General features: G+C 66.3%; 21 protein-coding genes and 2 pseudogenes. 6 read left to right on the top strand and 17 right to left on the bottom strand.

The window, feature by feature from the left end:
* Window positions 1-15 precede the first annotated feature (15 nt).
* Complete coding sequence (arc, locus tag QJR12_RS06295) at window positions 16-1,824, bottom strand: proteasome ATPase (RefSeq protein WP_300579910.1); 1,809 nt, start codon at window positions 1,822-1,824, stop codon at window positions 16-18.
* A 146-nt stretch (window positions 1,825-1,970) separates the two neighbouring features.
* Here arc and QJR12_RS06290 point away from each other — a divergent pair, with 146 nt between their 5' ends.
* The 3 genes from QJR12_RS06290 to QJR12_RS06280 are packed head-to-tail and all read left to right on the top strand — an operon-like array spanning window position 1,971 to window position 3,345.
* Window positions 1,971-2,474 (top strand): hypothetical protein, encoded by a 504-nt coding sequence (locus QJR12_RS06290; protein WP_300579908.1) that lies wholly within the window; start codon window positions 1,971-1,973, stop codon window positions 2,472-2,474.
* Window positions 2,475-2,482: 8 nt separating this feature from the next.
* Window positions 2,483-3,040, top strand: a complete 558-nt coding sequence (locus QJR12_RS06285) for a hypothetical protein (protein WP_300579906.1) — start codon at window positions 2,483-2,485, stop codon at window positions 3,038-3,040.
* 11 nt (window positions 3,041-3,051) lie between these two features.
* Complete coding sequence (locus QJR12_RS06280) at window positions 3,052-3,345, top strand: DUF503 domain-containing protein (RefSeq protein WP_300579904.1); 294 nt, start codon at window positions 3,052-3,054, stop codon at window positions 3,343-3,345.
* 55 nt (window positions 3,346-3,400) lie between these two features.
* On the opposite strand, the gene trmI is transcribed toward QJR12_RS06280, so the two are convergent.
* Complete coding sequence (gene trmI, locus QJR12_RS06275; protein ID WP_300579903.1) at window positions 3,401-4,237, bottom strand: tRNA (adenine(58)-N(1))-methyltransferase TrmI; 837 nt, start codon at window positions 4,235-4,237, stop codon at window positions 3,401-3,403.
* Between the two features lie 73 nt (window positions 4,238-4,310).
* Between trmI and QJR12_RS06270 the strand changes: the two genes are divergently transcribed.
* Entirely contained in the window at window positions 4,311-5,267 is a 957-nt protein-coding gene (locus QJR12_RS06270) for a RecB family exonuclease (RefSeq protein ID WP_300579902.1), read from the top strand.
* Between the two features lie 39 nt (window positions 5,268-5,306).
* On the opposite strand, the gene QJR12_RS06265 is transcribed toward QJR12_RS06270, so the two are convergent.
* The 5 genes from QJR12_RS06265 to metH form a co-directional block, all read right to left on the bottom strand.
* Window positions 5,307-5,786 (bottom strand): DUF4126 family protein, encoded by a 480-nt coding sequence (locus tag QJR12_RS06265; protein ID WP_300579900.1) that lies wholly within the window; start codon window positions 5,784-5,786, stop codon window positions 5,307-5,309.
* A gap of 47 nt (window positions 5,787-5,833) precedes the next feature.
* A complete protein-coding gene (gene hisG / locus QJR12_RS06260; protein ID WP_300579990.1) occupies window positions 5,834-6,697 on the bottom strand; it encodes an ATP phosphoribosyltransferase in 864 nt (287 codons plus the stop codon).
* A gap of 32 nt (window positions 6,698-6,729) precedes the next feature.
* Window positions 6,730-7,011, bottom strand: coding sequence for a phosphoribosyl-ATP diphosphatase (locus QJR12_RS06255; protein WP_300579899.1), 282 nt, complete (start codon window positions 7,009-7,011; stop codon window positions 6,730-6,732).
* 179 nt (window positions 7,012-7,190) lie between these two features.
* Complete coding sequence (locus QJR12_RS06250; protein WP_300579988.1) at window positions 7,191-7,385, bottom strand: MFS transporter; 195 nt, start codon at window positions 7,383-7,385, stop codon at window positions 7,191-7,193.
* Between the two features lie 214 nt (window positions 7,386-7,599).
* Window positions 7,600-11,178 carry a methionine synthase gene (gene metH / locus QJR12_RS06245; RefSeq protein ID WP_300579898.1) on the bottom strand — a complete coding sequence of 1,193 codons (3,579 nt, stop codon included), beginning with the start codon at window positions 11,176-11,178 and terminating at the stop codon, window positions 7,600-7,602.
* Window positions 11,179-11,318: 140 nt separating this feature from the next.
* Here metH and QJR12_RS06240 point away from each other — a divergent pair, with 140 nt between their 5' ends.
* Window positions 11,319-12,197 (top strand): PAC2 family protein, encoded by an 879-nt coding sequence (locus QJR12_RS06240; RefSeq protein ID WP_300579897.1) that lies wholly within the window; start codon window positions 11,319-11,321, stop codon window positions 12,195-12,197.
* 167 nt (window positions 12,198-12,364) lie between these two features.
* On the opposite strand, the gene QJR12_RS06235 is transcribed toward QJR12_RS06240, so the two are convergent.
* The 4 genes from QJR12_RS06235 to QJR12_RS06220 form a co-directional block, all read right to left on the bottom strand.
* Window positions 12,365-12,835 (bottom strand): hypothetical protein, encoded by a 471-nt coding sequence (locus QJR12_RS06235; RefSeq protein ID WP_300579895.1) that lies wholly within the window; start codon window positions 12,833-12,835, stop codon window positions 12,365-12,367.
* Window positions 12,822-13,571 carry a hypothetical protein gene (locus QJR12_RS06230; protein WP_300579893.1) on the bottom strand — a complete coding sequence of 250 codons (750 nt, stop codon included), beginning with the start codon at window positions 13,569-13,571 and terminating at the stop codon, window positions 12,822-12,824. Before QJR12_RS06230 ends, QJR12_RS06235 begins: the two co-directional genes overlap by 14 nt.
* On the bottom strand, window positions 13,571-13,870 hold the full coding sequence (locus tag QJR12_RS06225; protein ID WP_300579891.1) for a hypothetical protein: 300 nt from the start codon (window positions 13,868-13,870) through the stop codon (window positions 13,571-13,573). The genes QJR12_RS06230 and QJR12_RS06225 overlap by 1 nt, the downstream gene beginning before the upstream one ends.
* 153 nt (window positions 13,871-14,023) lie before the next feature.
* On the bottom strand, window positions 14,024-14,170 hold the full coding sequence (locus tag QJR12_RS06220; RefSeq protein WP_300579889.1) for a dihydropteroate synthase: 147 nt from the start codon (window positions 14,168-14,170) through the stop codon (window positions 14,024-14,026).
* A gap of 132 nt (window positions 14,171-14,302) precedes the next feature.
* Between QJR12_RS06220 and QJR12_RS06215 the strand changes: the two are divergent.
* Window positions 14,303-14,686, top strand: a pseudogene (locus QJR12_RS06215) (PAC2 family protein); the annotation flags it as partial.
* Window positions 14,687-14,743: 57 nt separating this feature from the next.
* Here QJR12_RS06215 and QJR12_RS06210 read toward each other — a convergent pair.
* The 6 genes and pseudogenes from QJR12_RS06210 to QJR12_RS06185 form a co-directional block, all read right to left on the bottom strand.
* Entirely contained in the window at window positions 14,744-17,566 is a 2,823-nt protein-coding gene (locus tag QJR12_RS06210) for an RND family transporter (RefSeq protein ID WP_300579888.1), read from the bottom strand.
* A pseudogene (locus QJR12_RS06205) lies at window positions 17,563-17,920 on the bottom strand (MmpS family transport accessory protein). The gene QJR12_RS06210 and the pseudogene QJR12_RS06205 overlap by 4 nt, the downstream one beginning before the upstream one ends.
* A 118-nt stretch (window positions 17,921-18,038) precedes the next feature.
* Complete coding sequence (locus QJR12_RS06200) at window positions 18,039-18,491, bottom strand: hypothetical protein (protein ID WP_300579887.1); 453 nt, start codon at window positions 18,489-18,491, stop codon at window positions 18,039-18,041.
* A gap of 193 nt (window positions 18,492-18,684) precedes the next feature.
* Entirely contained in the window at window positions 18,685-19,563 is an 879-nt protein-coding gene (locus QJR12_RS06195; protein ID WP_300579886.1) for an SDR family oxidoreductase, read from the bottom strand.
* A 9-nt stretch (window positions 19,564-19,572) separates the two neighbouring features.
* Window positions 19,573-20,823 (bottom strand): cysteine--1-D-myo-inosityl 2-amino-2-deoxy-alpha-D-glucopyranoside ligase, encoded by a 1,251-nt coding sequence (gene mshC / locus QJR12_RS06190; protein WP_300579885.1) that lies wholly within the window; start codon window positions 20,821-20,823, stop codon window positions 19,573-19,575.
* Window positions 20,824-20,926: 103 nt separating this feature from the next.
* Complete coding sequence (locus tag QJR12_RS06185; protein WP_300579883.1) at window positions 20,927-21,703, bottom strand: inositol monophosphatase family protein; 777 nt, start codon at window positions 21,701-21,703, stop codon at window positions 20,927-20,929.
* Window positions 21,704-21,779 lie beyond the last annotated feature (76 nt).

Raw genomic sequence — 21,779 nt, 5'->3', positions numbered from 1 at the left:
CAACCGGCCCAGGCGCTACAGGTACTGGCCCAGGTTGGACTCGGTGTCGATGGCCCGCGAGGTGCTCGAGCCCTTGCCGGTGACCAGGGTACGGATGTAGACGATCCGCTCGCCCTTCTTCCCCGAGATCCGCGCCCAGTCATCAGGGTTGGTGGTGTTGGGCAAATCCTCGTTCTCGGCGAACTCGTCGGCGATGGAATCAAGCAGATGCTGAATCCGCAGCCCGGGCTGGCCGGTCTCCAGCACCGACTTGATGGCATTCTTTTTGGCTCGGTCCACGACGTTCTGGATCATCGCCCCGGAGTTGAAATCCTTGAAGTACATGACCTCTTTGTCACCGTTGGCATAGGTGACCTCGAGGAACCGGTTGTCCTCGATCTCGGCGTACATCCGATCGACGACCTTTTCGATCATCCCCTTGATGCACAGCGCGCGGTCACCACCGAACTCGGCCAGATCGTCGGCATGAACCGGCAGGTCTTCGGTCAGGTACTTGCTGAAGATGTCCTGGGCGGCTTCGGCATCCGGGCGTTCGATCTTGATCTTCACATCGAGCCGCCCAGGCCGCAGGATCGCGGGATCGATCATGTCCTCGCGGTTGGAGGCACCGATCACGATGACGTTCTCCAGCCCCTCCACCCCGTCGATCTCGCTCAGCAACTGCGGGACCACCGTGGTCTCCACATCAGAAGACACCCCGGTGCCCCGGGTACGGAAGATCGAGTCCATCTCGTCAAAGAACACGATCACCGGCGTGCCCTCCGAGGCTTTCTCCCGCGCCCGCTGGAAGATCAGCCGGATGTGGCGCTCGGTCTCGCCGACAAATTTGTTCAGCAACTCGGGACCCTTGATGTTCAGGAAGTACGACTTCGCCTCCTTGGCGTCGTCGCCGCGAACCTCGGCCATCTTCTTGGCCAGCGAGTTGGCCACCGCCTTGGCGATCAACGTCTTGCCGCAACCGGGCGGGCCGTAGAGCAAGACCCCCTTCGGCGGGCGCAGCGCGTACTCCTTGTAGAGCTCGCGGTGCAGGAAGGGCAGCTCCACCGCGTCGCGGATCTGCTCGATCTGGCGGCTCAGGCCACCGATGTCGTCATAGCAGACATCGGGCACCTCCTCGAGCACCAGGTCTTCCACTTCGGCCTTGGGAATGCGTTCGAACGCGTAGCCCGCCTTGGTGTCCACCAGCAGCGAATCCCCGGGGCGCAGTTTGCGGGGGCGGGTGTCGTCGTGACCGTCAGGGGCACTGTCGGGCAGGTCCGGAGACACCAGCGGCTCGGCCAGCCAAACGACGCGCTCCTCGTCGGCGTGCCCGACAACCAGGGCCCGATGACCATCCGCCAGGACCTCCCGCAGGGTCGAGATCTCGCCGACCGCCTCGAACGAGCCGGCCTCTACGACGGTCAGCGCCTCGTTGAGCCGGACGGTTTGACCCTTCTTGAGGGATTTGACGTCGATGTTGGGCGAGCACGTTAGACGCATCTTGCGCCCGGACGTAAACACGTCGACGGTGTCGTCGTCGTAGATCGACAGCAATACGCCGTAACCGCTCGGCGGCTGCCCGAGCCGGTCGACTTCCTCGCGCAGCGCCAGCAGTTGCTGCCGGGCTTCTTTAAGCGTTTCCATCAATTTGGAATTCCGCGCGGCGAGCGAGTCGATGCGTGCCTCGAGTTGACGGATATCCCTGGCGCCGCGCACCGCACTCTGCCCGACGGCGTTCTCCAGCTGCTCACGCAGCATAGCCGCCTCTCGCCGTAATTCTTCCAGCTCGGCGGCATCGTCGCTGGACATAGGGCCTCCGAACACGTCGCGCTCTGATTCAGCCATGGTGCGCTCCTTTCCCGCTCCGAAAGTTGGCGCGGTGGATAGTTCAACGCTACCGGTGATTTCGCATTCGTGCGCGGACTCGAAATACGGCCTCCGGTTTACCGGGTTACCATCACTACCGAGCCGGTCTAATCGAAAGGACAGCTGTGATCGTGAAATCCCTCGTTACGGGCGTGGCAGCCGCCGCCGCCATCGGTGCGGCCGTCGCGGGTGTGACGTCCGTTGCATCCGGTCCCCGGCCCGCCTGGCAGGTCGAGCCCGTCGTTTTCAGCGTACCGTTGCCGCTGCAGCCGGGCGCCGACGTGCCCACGCCCGAGCAGTTGGCGAACGTGCTGTACGGCCTCGCCAACCCCGGTGTCTCCTTTATCAGCAAGGGCTATTTGGTGGAAGGCGGCATCGGCCCGGTCGAGGCCCGGATAGCGGACCGGCAGATGCAAAAAGCCGCCGCCAACGGCGACCTGCCGCTCTCGTTCACGGTGGCGAACATCCAGCCTGCCGGTCCCGGGGTGGCCACCGCCGATGTGACGGCCTCCGGCCCTCGGCTCGCGCCGACCACCCAGAATGTCACGTTCGTGGATCAGGGCGGCTGGAAGTTGTCGCGGGCCTCGGCGATGTCGGTGCTGCAGGCCGTGCAGGGGGCAGGCGGCTAACCACCGGTATGCATCCCGGTCTGCATCGGTATATCGCCGCGGCGCTGAGTGCCGCCACCGTTGTGGTCGCGCCGGGGTTATCGGGCTGTTCCCAGGGGCAAACCAAGGGGCCCGTCAGGGGCACGCCGCCGGCCGCCCCGGTGACCGGCATCTCGACGCCGGTCGCCGCTGAGCAGACCGCTCCGGTGCCCCCGCCGGAGGCCCTGACCGACGTCCTCTACCGGCTGGCCGACCCCACGGTGCCGGGCTCCGAGAAAGTGGTCCTGGTCGAAGGCGCTACCCCCGACAGCGCGGCCACGCTCGACAAATTCGCCACCGCGCTGCGTGACGGTGGCTACGCACCGGCGGCATTCGCCGCGACCGACATCGCGTGGTCGGACCGGGACCCGGCGACGGTGGTGGCCACCATTAACGTCACCACACCCAATCGCGGTGTCCACGGATTCTCGTTTCCGATGCAGTTCAAGCCTTATCGGGGCGGCTGGCAATTGTCCCAGCAAACCGCTGACATGCTGCTGGCCTTCGGCGCGTCGCAGCCGGGGGCCGGCGCCACGCCGGCCCGCTGACGGCTGCGGCGATGTGGATCGGCTGGCTTGAGTTCGATGTGCTCCTGGGTGACGTGCGATCGCTCAAGCAGAAGCGCTCGCTGATCCGCCCGGTGGTCGCCGAGCTGCAGCGCAAGTTCAGCGTATCGGCGGCGGAAACCGGTTCGCTCGATCTGCGTCGGCGTGCCGGTATCGGGGTGGCGACGGTCTCCGGGGACCGTCGCCATGCCGTGGAAGTGCTCGACGCCGCCGAGCGCCTGGTCGCCGCGCACCCGGAGTTCGAGCTGCTCTCGGTGCGCCGCGGCCTGCACCGCAGCGATGACTAAACCCGCGACGACATTGGACAAGGCGCTGGGCGCGGTGGCGACGCCGGCACGCGAGTCAGTCGGCGCGGTGTTTGCGATGCACCCACAAGGGGGCGGTGACCCCGGGGGCCAGCCGGCGGGCCGAAACCAGGAATGCGGTGTGCGCTCGCATGGTGTGCCGGGGGCGAACGGCCAGCCCCACGACATTCCATTCCCGCTGCAACGTCTCCCAGGCCCGCGGCTCGGTCCAGCACCGCAGTGCGCGCAGCGCCTCCACGGTCCGCGACAACTGGGTGACGGTGGCCACATAGACCATCAGCACCCCGCCGGCGGCCACGACTCGTGACACCGTGTCGAGCACCTCCCACGGCGCCAGCATGTCCAGCACCGCCCGGTCGACGGACCCCGCGGGCAGCTCGGAGTCCGCCACATCGCCGATAACCAGCCGCCAGTTGAGCGGTGCCTGACCGAAAAAGGCTTGCACATTGCGGCGGGCGTGTTCGGCGTGGTCGGTGCGCAGCTCATAGGAGATCACCCGCCCCCCGGGCCCCACCGCGCGCAGCAGGGAGCAGGTCAGCGCACCCGAGCCGGCGCCGGCTTCCAGCACCCGAGCCCCCGGGAAGATGTCCCCCTCGAGCACGATCTGAGCCGCGTCTTTGGGATAGATCACCTGGGCTCCGCGCGGCATTGACATCACGTAGTCCACCAGCAGCGGGCGCAGCACCAAAAACGGGTCGCCATTGCTGGATTTGACCACGCTGCCGTCATCGAGCCCGATCACCGCGTCGTGGGCGATCACCCCACGATGGGTGTGAAATTCGCTGCCCGCCGCGAGCACAATCGTGTAGTGGCGGCCCTTGGCGTCGGTGAGTTGCACACGATCACCCGCGGCGAACGGGCCGGTTGCGCACACGCGATCTAGCCTGCCAGCCGACGCACCCCACCGATGCGCGGGGTTTGACGGTGGCCGGCCCTAGTCTGCGAGTATGAGCCCCCGGCCGGACGCACCCGTCCCGCTGACGGCGGACCCCGCGGCGGGGAGCCCCGGTCCGCCCGAAAGACGACGGGGTGACGACCCGGACGACCGGGATATCCGGTCACGCCCGGCGCTGTCGCCATCACGGGCGGGGGACTTCAAGCAGTGCCCGCTGCTCTACCGGTTCCGCGTGGTCGACCGGTTGCCGGAGCCGTCCTCGGCGGCGCAGCTTCGTGGGGCGGTGGTGCATGGGGTGTTGGAGCGGCTTTACCGCCTCCCCCAGCCGCAGCGCGGGCCGGAAACCGCCAGCGCGCTCGTGGACCGGGCGTGGGAGGGGGTGATCACCGCAGCACCCGGCCTGGTCGCCGGGCTGGATGCCGGCCAACGCGCTCAACTGCTGGAGCAGGCCCGGGTGTTGCTATCCGGCTACTACCAACTGGAAGATCCGACCCGGTTCAACCCGCAGAGCTGCGAGCAGCACGTCGAGGTCACGCTGGCCGACGGCACGCTGCTGCGCGGGTTCATCGACCGGATCGACGTCGCCGCGACCGGCGAACTGCGGGTGGTCGACTACAAAACGGGTAAGGCACCCCCCGCCGCGCGCGCCTTGGCCGAGTTCAGGGCGATGTTCCAACTGAAGTTCTACGCGGTGGCGCTGCTGCGTTCGCGGGGAATGCCGCCGACGCGGCTGCGACTCATCTACCTGGCGGACCGCCAGGTGCTGGATTACTCTCCCGATGTCGACGAGCTGGTTCGCTTCGAAAAGACGTTGGTGGCGATCTGGAAAGCCATTCAAACAGCCGCCGCGACCGGCGATTTCCGACCCAATCCGTCACGGCTGTGCGATTGGTGCCCGCATCGGGCGCGCTGCCCGGCGTTTGGGGGCACGCCACCGCCCTATCCGGGTTGGCCGGGCCATCCGGCCCCGCCCGGCAACGCTGCGAGCCGCACCGCACCGAAGGTGTGACGCATCGCTGCCCTCGTGCCCCTGAGCGACCACGGCCTATCACAGAGCGGCCGTCACCGCGGCTATCGCGAACCCGCCGAGAACCGCGATCGCGTCTTCGGCGAGCGCTACGGGCAGATCGTGCCCCGCGCGGGCGGCCAACCGAACGCGCGCTTGAAGGCCACCCATGGTGCCCAGCACGGCGCCGATAACACCCGACCCCAGCGCGCTCCAGGTGTAGTTCCAGGCGGTGCCGATGGCGGCGCCGGCAACGGCCCCCAGGATGATCCGGCCGCTAAACGCCACCGCGGTGGTGCGGCTCGGTATCTTGGGATGCTTGTCGGCGGCCAGCTCGACGATCGCGAGCACGGTGAGGACGGTGAGTGGCACCGGCTGACCTACCCAGGACGCCCAGGTGCCGTCGAGGTTGATCCAGTGCAGGCCGGTAGCCCAGGAGACGGCGGCCAGAGCCGTCAGCGCGCGCAGCCCGGCGACGACACCGATCAGCAGCGCGAGCAGCACGACGAGGGTATGCGTCACAACGGCCGCACGTTAACACAGCAACGCGGTCGGCACCGGGTTTACGGTCAGAATCGGCAGAACCTGATGTCTGAGGCCAGGATCGCCTTAGCCCCGATCGCGGCGAGATCGTCCATGATCGCGTTGACGTCCCGGCGGGGCACCAGCGCACGGACCGCCACCCAATCCGGCTCGGCGAGCGGCGCGATAGTCGGTGACTCCAGCCCCGGCGTGATCGCGGTGGCCTTGGCGAGCACCGAGCGTGGACAATCGTAATCCAGCATCAGGTACTGCTGGCCGAACACCACGCCCTGCACCCGGGCCACCAGTTGGCCACGGGCCGCGATCATCCGACTGCCACGGCCACTGTCCGGCTCGGCGCGCTCGATCAGCACCGCCTCCGAATCACAAAGCGGCTCGCCAAAGGCCACCAGATCATGCAGGCTCAAAGTGCGCCCGGACCCCACCACGTCGGCGATAACATCGGCCACGCCGAGCTGCACTGATATCTCCACGGCACCGTCGAGTGGAATGATCTTCGCGTCAATCCCCTTGGCGGTCAGGTCTTTTCGTACCAAGTTGGGGTACGCGGTAGCGATCCGCTTGCCGGCGAGGTCTGCCGTGGTCCACGCGCGCCCGGCGGGGGCGGCGTAGCGGAAGCTGGATCGGCCGAATCCAAGCGCCAGACGTTCACGCACCGGCGCATCGGACTCATGCACCAGATCGCGCCCGGTGATCCCGAAGTCCAGCTCCCCTGATCCGACATAGATGGCGATGTCTTTGGGACGCAGGAAGAAAAACTCGACGTTGTTGACCGGGTCGATGACGGTCAGGTCCTTGGGATCGGTGCGGCGACGGTAGCCCGCCTCCGTGAGGATCTCGATCGCCGGCTCGCTCAGCGTGCCCTTGTTGGGAACCGCGACCCGCAGCATTGGCGATTGGTCGCCGGGACACAGGGGCGCCATCAGAGCTTCCGGTACACGTCGTCGGGGGTCAAACCGCGGGAAATCATCAACACCAGCGTCCAATACAGCAATTGGCTGATCTCCTCGGCCAGCGCCTCATTGGGCTCGTGTTCGGCCGCGAGCCACACCTCACCAGCCTCCTCCAGGATCTTTTTGCCGACTGTGTGGATCCCGGCGTCCAGGGCGGCCACGGTCGCGCTGCCCGGCGGCCGGGTGCGCGCGCGCTCATCAAGTTCGGCGAACAGATCCTCGAACGTCTTCACGGGCAGCGATTGTTTCACGTTCCGAGCAGCAAAGTCACGGCGGTTTCGCCCACCCACCGCCATGGCGGGGCGCGCTCGGCTTCCCCCGGTGTGCATGTCTTCCAGCGGCACCCCTTTGGTCTCCGGAGCCCGAGGGCAGCGGCACGGATGCGGTTGGGGAACATCTCCCCCAGCACCACCCACAGGCTCGGCCGAGATCACCCGCCGGGCCTGCGCAATCGCACGTGCGGCGGGGATGTCTCGGCAATGTAAGCAGCTGCGACCACGGACGCGACCCCGACACCGGCGCCGCCGAGGATCCAGCCGCCGATGACCAGCCAGGTGCTGTCCGCGAAGGCGCCAGCAGCGCCGCCGCGGCGGTGAAGCCCACCACCGCATCGGCAATCGTGAATTCATCCTGCGGCACGGTGATCACGCAATTGATCAGCGAGGTGTCGCGCCGAACAACAGCCCGCCCAGTGCGGCCACCGACGCCGCCCACACGGCACGGCGGCCCGGCGCCGCCTGCTCGTCGTCGAGTACCGGGTGCCCGGCTGCGGGGCAACCCTCGCCTCCGGTGAGGGGCTGCCAGCTGTTGCGTCGTGAGCAACCACCGCGGCTAACCCGTCAGACGTTGAAGTACTTGGCCTCGGGATGGTGCAGCACAAAGGCGTCCGTCGACTGTTCGGGATGCAGCTGAAACTCCTCGGACAGCGTCACCCCGATCCGCTGGGGCTCCAGCAGCGCCACCACCTTGGACCGATCCTCCAGATCCGGGCAGGCGCCGTAGCCAAACGAGAAGCGGGCGCCGCGGTAGCCCAGTTTGAAGTACTCCTCGACGGCTAGGGGATCCTCGCTCGAGATCGCCCGGCCCCCGGGAAACCGCAGCTCCTCACGGATACGCCGATGCCAGTATTCGGCCAGCGCCTCGGTGAGCTGCACCCCGATGCCATGCACCTCCAGGTAGTCGCGATAGGCATTCGAGGCGAACAGCTGCTGGGCGTAATCGCCGATGGGCCGGCCCATCGTCACCAGCTGGAACGGCAGCACGTCCACCTGGCCGGTGCGGTGCGCGTGATCGCGCGACCGGATGAAATCGGCGATACACAGAAACCGGCCGCGCTGCTGGCGGGGAAAGTGGAACCGGAATCGCTCCTCGGCGCCGGGTTGGGGCTCGGCGAGCACGATGACGTCGTCCCGTTCGGACACCGCCGGAAAATACCCGTACACCACCGCGGCGTGCGCCAGGATGCCCTCGGTGGACAGCCGGTCCAGCCAGTAGCGCAGCCGAGGGCGGCCCTCGGTTTGCACCAGGTCCTCATACGCCGGCCCCGCACCACCGCGCGCACCGCGCAGTCCCCACTGCCCCAAAAACAGCGCGCGCTCGTCCAGCAACTCGCTGTAGTCGGCCACCGCCAGCCCCTTAACGATCCGCGATCCCCAAAACGGCGGGGTGGGCACCTCGATACCGGCCGCGACGTCGGAGCGTTCCGGAACTGCTGTCGGCTCCTCGACTGCTTTACGTTGCGCGGCAATGCGTTTCGAACGCTCATGTCGGGCTTTGCGCGCTGCCGCTTGTTCACGGGCCTTGACGGCGTCCGGGCTGTCGACCGGGAGTGGTCCACCGCGTTTGGCGCTCATGATGGTGTCCATCAACTTCAATCCCTCGAAAGCGTCACGCGCGTAATGCACTTCGCCGTCATAAAGTTCGGCTAGGTCGTTCTCGACGTAACTGCGGGTCAGCGCGGCGCCGCCGAGGAGCACCGGAAACTTCCCGGCCACGCCACGGGCGTTCATCTCCTCGAGGTTTTCCTTCATCACCACGGTGGACTTGACCAACAGACCGGACATGCCCACCACGTCGGCGTTCTTGTCCTCGGCGACTTCCAAAATGTTGGCGATCGGCTGTTTGATGCCGAGGTTGACCACCTCATAGCCGTTGTTGCTCAAAATGATGTCGACCAGGTTCTTGCCAATGTCGTGCACGTCACCCTTGACGGTGGCCAGCACGATGCGACCCTTACCGGAATCGTCCCCGGATTTTTCCATGTGCGGCTCCAAATAGGCGACGGCGGCCTTCATCACCTCGGCGGATTGCAGCACGAACGGCAACTGCATCTGCCCGGAGCCGAACAGGTCGCCAACGGTCTTCATGCCGGCCAGCAGGTTCTCGTTGATGATTTCCAGCGGCGGCTTCTGAGTCATGGCCTCGTCGAGGTCGGCTTCCAAGCCATCTCGTTCACCGTCGACGATGCGCTGCGCCAGCCGCTCGAACAGCGGCAACCTGGCCAGCTCGGCGGCTCGGGACTGCTGTGATGATGCCGCGGACACCCCTTCAAAGAGCCGCATCAGCTCCTGCAGCGGGTCATAGCCGTCGCGGCGGCGGTCGTAGATGAGATCCAGCGCGACCTGGCGCTGGTCATCGGGAATACGGTTGATCGGCAGAATCTTCGAGGCGTGCACAATCGCCGAGTCCAGCCCGGCCTGGCGGCATTCGTGCAGAAATACCGAGTTGAGCACTTGGCGCGCAGCGGGGTTCAGGCCAAACGAAATATTAGATAACCCCAGCGTGGTCTGCACATTCGGGTGGCGGTTTTTCAGTTCGCGGATCGCCTCGATGGTCTCGATGCCGTCACGCCGAGATTCCTCCTGTCCGGTGGCGATGGTGAACGTCAGGCAGTCGATGAGAATGGCAGACTCGTCGATTCCCCAGTTGGTGGTGATGTCGGCGATCAGTCGTTCGGCGATCTGCACCTTTTTTTCGGCCGTACGGGCCTGGCCGTCCTCGTCGATGGTCAGCCCCACCACCGCGGCGCCGTGTTCAGCCGCCAGTTGCATTGTCTTGTGAAACCGGGACTCCGGCCCGTCGCCGTCCTCGTAGTTCACCGAGTTGATCACACAGCGCCCACCCAAATGCTCCAAACCCGCTTGCAGCACGGCGGTTTCGGTGGAGTCCAGCATGATCGGCAAGGTCGACGCGGTGGCCAGCCTACTGGCCAGCGCGGTCATGTCTGCGACGCCGTCGCGGCCCACGTAGTCCACGCACAGATCCAGCAAGTGCGCGCCGTCGCGGGTCTGTTCCTTGGCGATGTCCAGGCATCTCTGGTAATCCGCGGCAATCATTGCCTCACGGAAAGCTTTGGAGCCATTAGCGTTTGTCCGCTCACCGATCATCAACACCGAGGCATCCTGGGCGAACGGCGTCGCCGAGTACAGCGAGGACACCGCGGGCTCAAAGACGATCACGCGCTCACCGCGACACACCCGCGGCACCGCAGCGGCCACGTGACGGATGTGCTCGGGTGTGGTGCCGCAGCAGCCCCCCACCAGCGAGAGGCCGAACTCCTCGATGAACCCGCACAGCGCCTCGGCGAGCTCCTCGGGCTGCAGCGGGTATTCGGCTCCCGCCCGGCCCAGCACCGGAAGCCCGGCGTTGGGCATCACCGACACCGGGATGCGGGCATGTCTGGACAGGTAACGCAGATGCTCGCTCATCTCGGCGGGCCCGGTCGCGCAGTTCAGGCCGATCATGTCGACACCGAGCGGCTCGACCGCGGTCAGCGCCGCACCGATCTCGCTGCCCAGCAGCATCGTGCCGGTGGTTTCCACGGTGACGTGGACGAACACCGGAAGGTATCGCCCGGAACTCGCCATCGCCCGCCGCGATCCCAGCACCGCGGCCTTGAGCTGCAAAAGATCCTGGCAGGTCTCCACCATGATGGCGTCGGCACCGACGTCGAGCATGCCCAGCGCGGCCTCGGTGTAGGCGTCGCGGACCAGCGGGTACTCGGTGTGGCCCAGGGTCGGCAGCTTGGTGCCCGGCCCCATCGATCCCAGGACGTAGCGTTTGCGTCCGGGCGTGGAGAGCTCGTCGGCGACCCGGCGCGCGATCGCGGTGGCCCTCGCCGAGAGCTCGCGGATCTTGTCGGCGATGCCGTAGTCGGTGAGGTTGGACAGGTTGCACCCGAACGTGTTGGTCTCGATGGCATCGGCTCCGGCCTCGAGGTAATTGCGGTGAATCCGTTCGATGACGTCGGGTCGGGTCGCGTTGAGGATCTCGTTGCAGCCCTCCAGCCCGCGGAAATCGTCGAGGGTGAGATCCGCGCCCTGAAGTTGGGTGCCCATGGCGCCGTCGCCCACCAGCACGCGGCGCGACAACGCTTCCAGCAGATCGGTGTCGTACGGATGATCGTCGGCGAAAGTCACCTCAGCGAGGATAGCCTGCCTATCTAATCCGGGACGTTACCCGTCCCGCATCGTCGCCGGGCTGGGTGTGATGGCCCGGCTCCTCCCCGGGACGTTACCCGTCCCGCATCGTCGCCGGGCTGAAGCCGTAGGCTGATGCTGTGATCCCGCCGGAGGCCAGCGCGGCGCTGCCTGAACTGCACCACACCGTCGCTGTGGCGGCGTTCGAGGGATGGAATGATGCCGGCGATGCGGCCAGCGACGCGCTGGAGCACCTGGACGCCGTCTGGGAAGCCGACCTGATCCTCGAGATCGACGACGAGGCGTATTACGACTACCAGGTCAATCGCCCGGTGATCCGCCAGGTCGACGGCGTGACCAGGGAACTGGTGTGGCCGTCGATGCGGATTTCGCACTGCCGCCCGCCGGGCAGCGACCGCGACGTCGTGTTGATGCACGGGGTGGAGCCGAACATGAGGTGGCGCACGTTTTGCGCCGAGTTGCTGGCCATCGCCGACAAGCTCAATGTCGATACCGTCGTGATCCTCGGGGCGCTGCTGGCCGACACCCCGCACACCCGTCCGGTTCCGGTCACGGGTGCGGCGTACTCCCCCGAGTCGGCGCGGCGCTTCGGTTTGCAGGAGGCTCGCTATGAGGGCCCGACGGGTATTGTCGGGGTGTTCCAGGACGCCTGCGTTGCGGCCGGTATCCCGGCGGTGACGTTCTGGGCGGCGGTGCCGCACTACGTGTCGCAGCCGCCGAACCCGAAAGCGACGGTGGCGTTGCTGCGCCGTGTCGAAGACGTGCTGGACATCGAGGTTCCCCTGGGGGATCTGCCCGCGCAGGCCGAGGAGTGGGAGGCCGCGGTCACCGAGATGACCGCCGAAGACGAGGACCTGGCCGAATACGTGCAATCGCTAGAGCAGCGCGGCGATGCCGAAATCGACATGCACGAAACCCTGGGCAAGATCGACGGCGACGCGCTGGCCGCGGAGTTCGAACGCTACCTGCGCCGCCGTCGTCCCGGCTTCGGGAGATAGCCGCGGGGGCGATGCGTGCCGCAAGCCCCGATGCGGAGTCTGGCAACAGCGGCTGGTCTGCCCCCTCCTAGCAGCCGACCAACCACCCACACCACCAGGACTCCGAAACGCCTGGAACACCGTCAAGAGTCACATAACGCAGTACATCCACACCGCCAGACTGCCGGTCAGTTTTTCCGGTTCATCCACGCCAAGTAATCGGCCTTGGTGAAGCTTGCACCCAACGCCCGGCGGCGCTCGGATTCCTCGAAGACTTCTTGCAGAGCGTCTTGGTCGTACCCCGTTTCTCGCGCCACATAGCGGTACAGCTCGTTGTCCATGGCGTAAACCCCAGGAACGGGTTCTTGCAAGTGCTTACGGTAGACGGCCTCCTGGAAGGCCTTCGGGTCTTCGCCGGCTTCGCGGCGCCGGTTGACCTCGGCCACCAACTTCTGTCGCGCTTCCTCTGCACTCGGCGCAGTCACCGACCAGTCCGAACCTGGGTACCATGCACGCCACCCATCGGTGGTGTGCTCGAATTGGGGCTTCATCCTGAAGGCGAACCGTTGCTGTGCAATTGGATCGTCAGCCGGCGTTGTCATCGGTTGCTCCCGTAACCGTTGGTGGTCGAGTACGCCGGAATCGTCATAGGTGTCCACCTGACTCGTCCTCGTCGGTGTAATACATGTCAGTGGTACCGTCCGTATAGAGAATTTCGCAATGAAAAGCCCAGGGCCCACCCCGCGGACCAGGTACGCACCAGACAATCCGGCCTTGAAGAATGTCGTGAAATCCCAGCGGAATTCCGTCTGTTACGCCTGACCCTCGTACCTTGGCCGTCGGCGACTGGGCGAAGGTCAGGGTGCCCCAGGCGGCGGTGGCTTCCTTCAGCTCTGCGCTGACGCGCTGCTCGTTGCCGACCAGCATCCCGACGCGGTGGCGAATGAGATTGGAGTGCGCGACGGCTTCCGCCAGACGTTTCTCCTGCTGCGCGCGGCTGGTGGCCCGACCGGTGTCGGTGACGCTGTAGTCTTCGCTGACCCGAAAGCCGGCGCGCTGGGCGTCGGCGACCGCCTCCAGGGCTTCCTGCTTGCCGGCTTGCAGCACGTCCTGCCCACGCCGGGCGATCTCGGCCGCATCGGGCACGCTCCACAAAAACTTGCGCGCAATGACCACATCGGTTTCCGCCTGAGTGATCGCCGCGTCCCCGGCCGCACCCTCCCACTCGACGCCGCCCGGGGCACGCACTTTTTGCGCCAATTGCGCCAAGGCTTTCTCTGCTTCAGCACCGAGGTGTTCGCACCAGTCGGCGAACTGCCCCAGGTGACCAAATTGCGCGGAACGCAGCTGCGAGAGCGTCGGCCAGCCCGTGGGCAGCGGCGACACACCGGCCATCAGCTCACCAACCCCCGCAACCGCGCCGCGCTGTGGTCCTCGGTGCCGGTGTAGGCGATGCCCGCCATACTGTAGTCGGCCCCACGCGCGCCCACCCGCCGCGCTATCGCTGCCAGGTCTTTGCTCGCCGCGGCGGCGGCGAAGGTCACGCTTCCCACGGTGGACTGCCAGGGCGAAGCCGCCACAAACGACGGCGCTGCGGCCGCGGACAGCTCACCGCAGATCGTCTCGCATTCAGCTCCCAACTGGCGCAACCCAACCGCGAGCACCTTCAGGCGGCGACCGGGGGCCTCGGGCATACGGGAATCATAGTGGGAACGACCTACTCCACTCGGCCAAACGGCCGATGCGAGACCACCCCCGAAGCAGGCAGCCAGCAACAAGTTCGCTCAAGTCGGCGCACCCCGCCAGCTTTTCCGCTAAGGACGCACGCCGCCAGCCTCCGTTCCACGCTATTGCCGCGCCACAAACGGCGTAGCCGAACCGCACGAACTGCAGTTCACCGAGTTGATCACGCAGTGCCCACCCCAATGCTCCAAACCCGCTTGCAGCACGGCGGTTTCGGTGGAGTCCAGCATGATCGGCAAGGTCGACGGCACCTGGGCGTCCTGGGTAGGTCAGCCGGTGCCACTCACCGTCCTCACCGTGCTCGCGATCGCCGAGCTGGCCGCCGACAATCCCAAGATACCGAGCCGCAAATTCCCACCGCGGCGTTTAGCGGCCGGATCATGGGCCCGACGGGTATTGTCGGGGTGTTCCAGGACGCCTGCGTTGCGGCCGGTATCCCGGCGGTGACGTTCTGGGCGGCGGTGCCGCACTACGTGTCGCAGCCGCCGAACCCGAAAGCGACGGTGGCGTTGCTGCGCCGTGTCGAAGACGTGCTGGACATCGAGGTTCCCCTGGGGGATCTGCCCGCGCAGGCCGAGGAGTGGGAGGCCGCGGTCACCGAGATGACCGCCGAAGACGAGGACCTGGCCGAATACGTGCAATCGCTAGAGCAGCGCGGCGATGCCGAAATCGACATGCACGAAACCCTGGGCAAGATCGACGGCGACGCGCTGGCCGCGGAGTTCGAACGCCACCTGCGCCGCCGTCGTCCCGGCTTCGGGAGGTAGCCGCGGGGGCGATGCGTGCCCGGAGGGCCGACCGGTGTCCGTGCCACCCGAGCAAAGTCACCGCCGCGGCAGTGGGCGGGTGCGCACCAGGGTCGGCCACCAGAACCACGGCCCCAGGATCCGGACGATGCACGGCACCACGAACGACCGCACGATCAGCGTGTCCAACAGCAGGCCAATGCAGACGGTCGAGCCCACTTGACCGATCGTTCGCAGATCGCTTGTCAGCATCGCCAGCATCGTGAACGCGAACACCAGACCCGCGGATGTCACCACCCCGCCGGTATTTCCAAGCGCCCGAATCAAACCGGTGTGCAGCCCGGCATGGATCTCCTCTTTGACCCGGGCGATCAGCAGCAGGTTGTAGTCCGACCCGACCGCCACCAGGATGATGAACGTCAGCGGCAGCACCAGCCAGTGCAGATGCAGGCCGATGAGGTGCTGCCAGACAAGTATGGACAGTCCGAACGCCCCGGCGTAGGAGAAGGCCACAGTGCCGGGAATGACCAACGCGGCCACCAGGCTTCGGGTGATGTACATCATGATCAAAAAGATCAGCACCAAGGCGGCGATCGCGGCGATGAGCAAATCAGCGGCGGCGTATTCCCTGATGTCCTTGTCGTTGGATCCCGAGCCGCCGATATAGATCCGCGCGCCGGCCAGCGAGGTCTCCTTCAAGATCGTGGTGATCGCCTCGGGGAACCTTTCCACGTGCGCCACCCCTTCCGGACCCATGGCGTCGCCCTCGTGGGTCACGATGAGCCGGGCGGCCTTGCCGTCGGGTGACATCATCAGCTTCATGCCGGTTTTGAGATCTTCATTGTCGAAGGCCTCGTGCGGGATGTAGAAGTAGTCGTCGCTTCGCGATCTGTCGAAGTCGTTGCCGACGTTGATCTGGTCGTCGAATGTCTGCTCGGTCTGAACGGACTGCAGGTCGGCGGCGCCGTAGGTGTTGACCAACTTCGCCCGCAGCGCCTCGGTGTCGTCGGCCGTGGCTTTTAACTGGGCAATGATTTGCGGCAAGATCCTGTCGATCTCCTCCAGGGAGACTTTGGTGTGGTTGATGTCTTCCGCCAACTTGTCGATGTGGTCGAGCGTGTCGAATACCGATCTGAACGCCCAGCAGATGGGTATGTCGAAACAGTGCTTCTCCCAATAGAAATAGCTCTTGATCGGCCGGAAGAAGTCGTCGAGGTTCGAGACTTCCTCGTTCATCTCCTCGCTGACTCGTTGCAGATCCTCGACGGTGAGAACCGTTTTGTGCAGCTCATCGGACATCCGTTGGAAGAAAAAGACCTCTCTGCGCAACACTTCGACAGTGTGCGCCTGGATATCTGCCTGCCGGTCGGTATTGAGGTTCTGCTCGTTATTGAACGGAAGCTGTTGACCGTTGTTGCTGCCCTGGGTGGTGAATAGGTAGGGAATGCTGGCATGCTCGAGCGCGTGCCCCAGCGGCCGGGTGATGCTTTGCACCATCGCCACCCCGGGCAGGCGAATGAGGGCTTTGGCGACCCGGTCCAGCGTGATGAAATCAGCCGAGTTGCGCATGTCGTGGTCGGTTTCGACCATGAGCATCTCGGAGAAGAGTTTGCTCTTGGAGAAGTGCCGATCGGCTGCGGCGAAACCCAGATTGGCCGGGGCATTGCGCGGCTGGTATTGACGATCGTCGTAGTTCTGCTGGTAGGTGGGCACGAAGATCGCCCCGATCATCACCGCAGCCGAACTGGCCACCAGGATCGGCACCGGCCACCGCACCACGCTCGCGCCGATTCTGCGGTACAGCCGGGCCTTGGCGGCCTGCCGCGGTTCGAACATTCCGAACAGGCTGCCTACGGTCAAGATGGCCGGACCCAGCGTCATCGCTTCCGCGATGGTGAACAGCATGCTGATGGCAACCGCCGGTCCCATGGTGTGGAAGTAGTTGAGCCGCGCGAAGGTCAAGCAGAAAGCCGCCCCGGCGATGGTCAGCCCCGAGCCGATGACGATGGGCGCTATTCCGCGGTAGGCGGTGTAGAAGGCGTCCTCCCGGCTTTCCCCGGCCTGGCGCGCCTCGTGATAGCGGCCCATTAAAAAGATGCCGTAATCGGTGCCCGCTCCCAGCGTCAGCGCGGTCACGATGTTCACCGCGAATGAGGAGAGCTCGAGGTAGCCGAGATGCCCGAGGGTCGCGATCAGCCCCCGGGCAACCTGCACCTCGATGAGCACCCCGAGCAGCGGCACCAGCAGGGTGGACGGCCGGCGGTACACCACCAGCAGCATCACGACGATGAGCACGATCGTGACGATCGTGACGTTGTTCAGGCTGGCATTGGCAATAGCGACGGTGTCGGAGGCCAGCGGAGCCGCTCCGCTGACATACACCTTGAGCCCGGGTGGCGGGGTGTCTTTGGCGACGATCTCGCGGACCGCGGCCACCGACCGGTTGGCTTGGATCTGGCCGATGTCGCCGGCCAGACGCAGCAGCACATAGGCGGACCTGCCGTCCAGGCTTTGCGCCCCGGCCGCGGTGAACGGCTTGCCCCACAGATCCATCACGTATTGCACGTGCCGGGTGTCGCGCTCAAGCCGGCGCATCAGATCGTCGTAGTAGTAGTGATCCGCGACGACCAGCGGGCGGTTTGCCTCCAAGACGATCATGGCCAGGCTGGTGGAGTCCGACTCGTGAAACTTCGCGCCGATAGCCAGCAACGACCGCTGCGAGGGCGCGTAGTGCGGGATCATCGGCCCGGCCAGTTCCGCTGCGACGTCCTCCACCTTGGGCATGAAGGTGTTGGTCGCCACGGCGAGCAGACCCCAGAAGACGATGATCGGGATCGCGAGCACGCGGACCATTGCCGGGATGACAGGGCGGTTGCGTCGCTCCGCTCGGTGCTCACTCATGCGGATTTGACCCGGCACTCGACGTCCGCGTCCGGATGCTTCGTCCAATGCTCGTCGCGGACGACCTCATCGACCAATATCCGGCAGCCGACCCGCTCGCCGCGGACGTGCACCGAGACGCTGCCGGACACCACCGTGAGCATGGTCGTCTCCGTGTGCGACCACGGCAATGTCGTGACCTCGACCTGATGCGGGTGGCCGTCGATGTCGATGTAGACGAGCGTCCCACCGGAGCCCGCGGAGCCGAACACCTCGTAGGTGAGCCGTTTGGGATTGACCGGGCGCAGAGAGCTGATGCACCTTCCACATGCCCAGCACTCCCAGGCCGACCGCGATGACGGTCACCAACGGCATCCAGGCGTGTGCTAGCACGGTCCTGCCGGTTGAACGAGGGCTCACACGGGTCACCTTCTTCGGATTCGTTCTCGGGCATAGCGTCTCGCTGGATGCAGGTAAAAGGTGCGGCCGAATATCAATTAGCTTGCGATACGCCCGACGGCGACAAGGTGTTCGTCAGACGCTTTTTCAAGCGGGCATTGCCGATCATTCGAAGGGTCAGGTTCACCGCGGCCAGCATCGGGATAACCCCGAGAAAGGTCCGCTCCGAAGGTGCCGCCCCATGCAAATGGTAGAGGCTGCCGAACACATAAAAGCATCCCAGCATGAACAAAGCACCGGGAAGGCAGAACGCCATTGGCGAGCTGCGGTCGGCAACGATTTGCCTCGCATAAACCAGCTCGTCTTCTGATAGGGGTTGGCCCTTGCGCACTTTTTTGACTACCGCAAAGGCGCTGTCGACCTGCTCGCTGATCGGCAGGGGTGTTCGGGTGCGCAACCGCTGCACGTAGCTCGATCCGACAGCGGCCAACACCACCGTTAAACACAAAGTGATGATCGTCAGCAAACCCCACATGCCCGATCCCACCGTTTCACCCCCGCACCCGCCGTCCAACCCGCGTCATGCTAATCCAGTGGGTGCCGAGGGACGGATAGCGGCACCGATCCTGAAAAAGCGCCCGCAAGACACATCGGTGCCTCCTACGGAGCCCGAGAAACGCCCGAGAAACGATGACACTTGCCGCCGTGGGCGACTCCTGCCCGAAGACGAGCAGCGTCCGCTACGAGGCTTCCAGTCCCTCGGTGTGGGCACTGGTTGAGCGGCCGAGCGCGGCGACTTCGGCGTCCATGCGCGGCAGCAGATCGGGCACGAACCGCCGGACCGGGGCCTCGCCCAGGGGGGTCGACAGCACCGGCCGCAGCCAGCGCACCAGCCCCACCCAGCCCGGACTGTTGATGCGGCGCTTGCGCCCCTCGATGCCCTTGACGAAGACCCGGGCGCATTTCTGCACCGATGTGGTGCGGTTCAGCGGGTAGGGCAGTTTCGTAAGCATCTCGGTGAAGGTGGACAGATCGGCTTTGCTGTCTCGCACCATCGGGGTGTCAATCCACGACATGTGCGCTGAGCCGACGTCAACACCCAAATGCGCGACCTCCAGCCGCAACGCGTTGGCGAACTGCTCGACCGCCGCCTTCGAGGCGTTGTACGGTGCCAGGCCCGGTGCGGCGGCATAGGCGGCCAGCGAGGAGACGATCAGGACATAGCCGCGCCGCTGGATCACCGATGGCAAAGCGGCCCGAACCGTGTGATACACACCGAGCACGTTGACGTCGAGGAGCCGTGCGAACGCCTCCGGATCGACCTGCAGCACCGACCCATAGCTGACGATCCCGGCGTTGGCCATCACGACGTCGATCCCCCCGAAGCGCTCGACGGCCTGATCCGCGGCGGCTTGCATCGCCGACAGGTCGCGCACGTCGGCGACCATGGTCAGCACCCACTCGTCACCCAGCTCGCCGGCCAGCGTGTTGAGCTGCTCCTCGTCCAAATCGGAAAGCGCCAGCTTGGCTCCCCTGGCATGCAGTCGACGCGCCACCTCCGCGCCGATCCCCCCGGCGCTGCCGGTGATGAAAACGACCTTGCCGCTCAGCGAACCCATGGCGGAAACCTACCGCCGCGGCGATTGCAGGTCCACCCCCAGCAGGGCGTCGATAACGGCCGCAACCGCCGCCGGCGCGGTGCTGTCCCGGCCACCGTACTCGAGAGCATCGGTGGCCCAACCATCGAGGGCGGCAAACGCTTTGGGGGTGTCTAGGTCGTCGGCCAGGTAGCGCCGGACCCGGGCGATGGTGTCGGTGGCATCCGGACCGCAGGGCATCGCGGTCGCGCTGCGCCACCGATGCAGCCGCGCAACCGCCTCGTCGAGCAGCCGTGCGTCCCAGAACCGATCGGCACGATAGTGCCCGGCGAGCAGACCCAACCGGATGGCCGCCGGTTCGACGCCCGCACGGCGCAGCGTCGACACGAAGACCAGGTTGCCGCGGCTCTTGGACATCTTATGGCCGTCCCAGCCGATCATCCCGGAATGCACGTAGTGGCGGGCGAATCGCCGCTCCCCACTGACGGATTCGGCATGCGCGGCGGTGAACTCGTGATGCGGAAAGATCAGGTCCGCGCCCCCGCCCTGCACGTCCAGGCCGGTGCCGATGCGGCTGAGCGCGATCGCCGCGCATTCAACATGCCAGCCCGGCCGGCCGGGGCCGAACGGCGACGGCCAACTCGGCTCCCCCGGCCGGGCCGCCCGCCACATCAGGGCATCGAGCTCATCGGCCTTGCCCGGTCGCTGCGGATCCCCACCGCGCTGTGCGCACAGCCGCAGCATGGTCTCCCGGTCGTAGCCCGATTCATAGCCGAACTGCGGGGTGGCGTCGGCCCGGAAGTAGACGTCGGGGTATTCGCCGTCGACGACGTACGCCGCCCCGGAGGCGAGCATCTTTTCCACCGCCTCGATGACTTCCCCGACGGCCTCGGTCGCCGCGACGTAGTCGTGGGGTGGCAGCACCCGCAGCGCCGCCATGTCCTCGCGAAACCGCTCGACCTCACGCGCCGCGAGCTCACGCCAGTCCACGCCGTCGCGCTCGGCGCGATCGAACAGCGGATCGTCGACGTCGGTGATGTTCTGCACGTAGTGCACCCGGTGACCGAGATCCAGCCACAGCCGGTGCACCAGGTCAAACGCCAGATACGTGGCGGCGTGCCCCAAATGGGTGGCGTCATACGGGGTGATCCCGCAGACGTACATGGTGGCGGTGCGACCGGGCGCCACCGGGCGCACCTGGCGGTCGGCTGTGTCATACAGCCGGAGCTCCGGGCCCCGCCCCGGCAGGGTCGGGACGGGTGCCGCCGGCCACGAGTGCATAGCATCGACTCTAAGGTGTGGCCCCGCTGCGGCGCCGACACCGGCCGTGCGGAACCGGGAAGGGCGTTTTCTGCGGGTGAAAGCCGGTGCCCGGCAATCGGTTCTAACCGGCCGACCCGATGGCGCCGAGTAGCACGTCGACCAACTCGGGGCGGCACATCAGCAGGTCGGGCACATACGGATCGGGCCGGTTGTAGACCAGCTCGGACCCGTCCAACCTGGAGGCGTGCAGGCCGGCCGCCAGCACCACACCCGCCGGAGCGGCCGAATCCCACTCCCATTGGCCCCCGGCATGGACGTAGGCATCCGCGTCCCCGCGGACCACGGCCATGGCTTTCGCCCCGGCCGAGCCGATCCGCACTATCTGCACATCCAGCCGGTCGCGCAGCCGATCCAGCACCGCGGGCGGTCGACTGGAGCTGGCGGTGACCCGGATCGGCCCGGGGTGGGGAGTCAGGTTGGCGGTGACCGTATCGGTGCGGTACAGCTCCCCGGCCGCGGGCAGGGCCACCGCCGCGTCGGTGATGGCCCCGTTCGGGCCGCCGTTGCGCCGCCACAACGCCACATGGACGGCCCAGTCGGCGCGTCCCGGCGTGGAGAACTCGCGGGTGCCGTCCACCGGGTCGATAATCCAGACCCGGTCCGCGGTCAACCGGGTCAGATCGTCATGGGCTTCCTCGCTGAGCACCGCGTCGCCGGGTCGTTCGGTGCGCAGCCGGCGCAACAGCAGCGTGTTTGCCCTCTGGTCGCCGGCGTCGCCGAGTGCCCACGGATCCTCGAACCCGATCTCCTCGCGCACCGCCAACAGCAGCTTTCCCGCGTCTTCGGCCAGGTCCGCGGCCAAAGCCGCATCCGTGACGTGGTGGGGGGCCGGGCTCACCCGACCCAGTATTGCCGAGGCGGCCACTCGGGCCGCGCACCACCGTCAACTCCGCGTGCCGGACGCCACCGGTCAC

Origin of the sequence: Mycobacterium sp., assembly GCF_029961025.1 — a bacterium.
In the GTDB taxonomy this organism is placed as follows: domain Bacteria; phylum Actinomycetota; class Actinomycetes; order Mycobacteriales; family Mycobacteriaceae; genus Mycobacterium.
This window is presented reverse-complemented; position numbering and strand designations above follow the sequence as displayed.

Coding starts and splice junctions, on each gene's coding strand:
- QJR12_RS06225 (WP_300579891.1), bottom strand. CDS start 13,870: ATGCCCGAGGCCCCCGGTCGCCGCCTGAAGGTGCTCGCGGTTGGGTTG.
- QJR12_RS06195 (WP_300579886.1), bottom strand. CDS start 19,563: ATGGGTTCGCTGAGCGGCAAGGTCGTTTTCATCACCGGCAGCGCCGGG.
- QJR12_RS06280 (WP_300579904.1), top strand. CDS start 3,052: ATGTGGATCGGCTGGCTTGAGTTCGATGTGCTCCTGGGTGACGTGCGA.
- arc (WP_300579910.1), bottom strand. CDS start 1,824: ATGGCTGAATCAGAGCGCGACGTGTTCGGAGGCCCTATGTCCAGCGAC.
- QJR12_RS06230 (WP_300579893.1), bottom strand. CDS start 13,571: ATGGCCGGTGTGTCGCCGCTGCCCACGGGCTGGCCGACGCTCTCGCAG.
- mshC (WP_300579885.1), bottom strand. CDS start 20,823: ATGCACTCGTGGCCGGCGGCACCCGTCCCGACCCTGCCGGGGCGGGGC.
- QJR12_RS06270 (WP_300579902.1), top strand. CDS start 4,311: ATGAGCCCCCGGCCGGACGCACCCGTCCCGCTGACGGCGGACCCCGCG.
- QJR12_RS06210 (WP_300579888.1), bottom strand. CDS start 17,566: ATGAGTGAGCACCGAGCGGAGCGACGCAACCGCCCTGTCATCCCGGCA.
- hisG (WP_300579990.1), bottom strand. CDS start 6,697: ATGCTGCGGGTCGCGGTTCCCAACAAGGGCACGCTGAGCGAGCCGGCG.
- QJR12_RS06285 (WP_300579906.1), top strand. CDS start 2,483: ATGCATCCCGGTCTGCATCGGTATATCGCCGCGGCGCTGAGTGCCGCC.